Origin of the sequence: Bullifex sp. (genome assembly GCF_034103065.1) — a bacterium.
Lineage (GTDB): Bacteria > Spirochaetota > Spirochaetia > Sphaerochaetales > Sphaerochaetaceae > Bullifex.
The window spans coordinates 1-2,266 of record NZ_JAXEGN010000067.1 but is presented as its reverse complement, the minus strand read 5'-3'; the positions used below and the strand labels follow the sequence as shown (position 1 = coordinate 2,266).

5 protein-coding genes are annotated in these 2,266 nt (G+C 35.6%); 2 read left to right on the top strand and 3 right to left on the bottom strand.

Going from position 1 to position 2,266, the window contains the following annotated elements; all coding sequences use genetic code 11:
• Window positions 1-49: 49 nt before the first annotated feature.
• From SOY52_RS02965 to SOY52_RS02955, 3 genes are read right to left on the bottom strand one after another with little or no spacing between them, the layout of a single operon-like run.
• Complete coding sequence (locus SOY52_RS02965; protein ID WP_320847494.1) at window positions 50-613, bottom strand: hypothetical protein; 564 nt, start codon at window positions 611-613, stop codon at window positions 50-52.
• Window positions 613-792, bottom strand: a complete 180-nt coding sequence (locus SOY52_RS02960; protein ID WP_320847493.1) for a hypothetical protein — start codon at window positions 790-792, stop codon at window positions 613-615. Before SOY52_RS02960 ends, SOY52_RS02965 begins: the two co-directional genes overlap by 1 nt.
• Before the next feature lie 57 nt (window positions 793-849).
• Window positions 850-1,002, bottom strand: a complete 153-nt coding sequence (locus SOY52_RS02955; RefSeq protein WP_320847492.1) for a hypothetical protein — start codon at window positions 1,000-1,002, stop codon at window positions 850-852.
• A 396-nt stretch (window positions 1,003-1,398) separates the two neighbouring features.
• Between SOY52_RS02955 and SOY52_RS02950 the strand changes: the two genes are divergently transcribed.
• Together SOY52_RS02950 and SOY52_RS02945 are read left to right on the top strand one after the other, a co-directional pair.
• Window positions 1,399-1,776, top strand: a complete 378-nt coding sequence (locus SOY52_RS02950; RefSeq protein ID WP_320847491.1) for a hypothetical protein — start codon at window positions 1,399-1,401, stop codon at window positions 1,774-1,776.
• 7 nt (window positions 1,777-1,783) lie between these two features.
• Window positions 1,784-1,975 (top strand): hypothetical protein, encoded by a 192-nt coding sequence (locus SOY52_RS02945; RefSeq protein WP_320847490.1) that lies wholly within the window; start codon window positions 1,784-1,786, stop codon window positions 1,973-1,975.
• Window positions 1,976-2,266: the final 291 nt, after the last annotated feature.

The window sequence follows — 2,266 nt, the reverse complement described above, 5'->3', positions numbered from 1 at the left end:
CGTAAATCACGCATCCATAGACTACGATATCCATTCAATATGCAGTACTCTATAGAAGAAGTATCATCTGATTAAGATGGTTGTTGCTGTTTTTGTAAAGGTGGATGAATCCTTTTTTCTGATAATAGCCGATAAGATCGTCATTGCATTCAGCAAGGAGAAAACGTCCTCCTACGAAAGACTGTCCCTGGTAAACAGCGTTAAGCATTTCATTGAAAAGACAACCTTTAGGAAGTGAATCATATGATACTCCATGATTGCGGGCAAGCTGTCCAAGAAGAATGCAGGTGAGGACCGTTGCATCTCCGTCTCCAACTCCTCTGAGCTTCTTCCATAGCTTCCCTGAAATATCTGCAGAATATTCCAAACGTCCAAGTCCGAGTGTAAAATAGGCGAGCGGATAGGTGTTCTCATCTACAAGAATATATGTCCTGCCTTTATTTGCCTTCTCGTATGGGATGGCATTCTTGTGTGCAAATCTTTCCACATCGGGGTTTTTAGGGACAGAAAAGAAGGACAGTAGTTCTGATATCCTCTCCTGCCTTTCTGTCTCTTCATGCGATTTGTCCTTAGCTATCCAGTCGGACAGCCTCAGCGTACTGATATTACTCATTATTTCTTCAACTTCCCAATCATCTCCATTACTTCAGCTGTTGGCTTCAGTACAGGGGCTATTGAGGGAGATGGGAATTTGGGGCCGTTTTTCTCATATTCTTCTAGGCCCTTCTTTAGGTTCTTTACCCCCCAATCGGGATTGATTCTGAATGTAGTGTCAAAAGAAGTTGTAGCCATCTTTCCCTCCTATATTAAAAATATAGCATATTGCAATTCTTTCGGCTATAAGGTTTTTCAACATGCCTGAATCTCAGAAGCATAAGCCAGGCTTTTAAGCTTTTTCATTGCTGCTATCTTATCATAAAGCTGCTTGGGATCTTCTGCCGATGTTGTTCCATCCAATTGAGTGAACTGCCTTTTGTTCATGATTGTTCCCTTGAAAGCCATTCTGCATCCGAGTGTAGATAGCTATATTATGTATAGATAATCTAGTTAAAATAATCAGAATAAATGGAGATAGATAACCAATAATATGACTAAGTGCTAGTCAAAATACTTGAAAATGAAAGAGTAAAAAAAATGAGAGTTATCAACAAGCACCAATTAGTTATAACTACCATCATTTAGAGACTTCAAAACAAATTTTATGCAAATGAGGAAAGGCATAGTCAAGGAATTGAAGGAAGTATATAGAGTGGGAACTGGCTCACGCTTTATTGAGGAAGAGAAAGCTAAATATGATGAACTGGAAACCAGGAATTTGAATCAATCTATGATGATTTGACGAAACTGTATGAAGCCATAGAGGATAGGTTTCTCTCTCCCATTCTTGATGATGTAAAAATGCTTATTGATTTATATGGTGAAACACCTGAGAAGATGACGGAAACAGAAAAGGCTTCACTAATTAAAAAGTGTGGTAACAACATAGCTTCTCTTAAATATCTGCATAATAAGACAGATATTGATGTAAAGCCTTTATGGGAAGTTGCCGACAATGCTAGCATGATGTTAAAATCAGCAGAGAACAGGATGAGAACAGAGCTAAAACCATACAGAAGAAACTATAATGATTCAGCTACAGAATCAAAGTGCTGTAATATGATTACAGTTCCATATGAGATACCTTTACGTTATAATTATTATGTAAACTGTCTATATCATGGTTATCCATTTGATGAAGTACAGAATTCATTGGATGAACTAGGTATTGAAATTTAATATCAGCATGCAAGAAGTGACTAGAGGTATTTTGATGAAGGTTAGATATATAGGTAATAAAGGTAGTAATTTATCTGTCATAAAAGGACACATATATCAATGTCTTGGAGAAGAAAATGGATATTGGTATCGTGTAATTGACGAGGAAGGTGAAGACTATCTTTACCCTAAAAAAGACTTTGAAATAGTAGAAGATTAGTTTGAAATATAATTTATCAGAAGCATCTCAGAAATGAGGTGCTTTTTTATTGAGGTGATATGACAACAATAGAAGTAAGATGTTCTTAAAAAGTATGTTATAAAGTACAATAAATAAAATGAGTGTTAATGATTTACTTTTGGTATTTTATTTATATTAATACCCTTAAAAATCTATGTTAATGCTCTTGTACCATTTTTGTACCAAAACAGGGAACAATCAAAGAAAAACAGTATAATAGAAGTAAAAAGAGACAATAAAAATAACCTAAAACACCCTATGCTAAATACT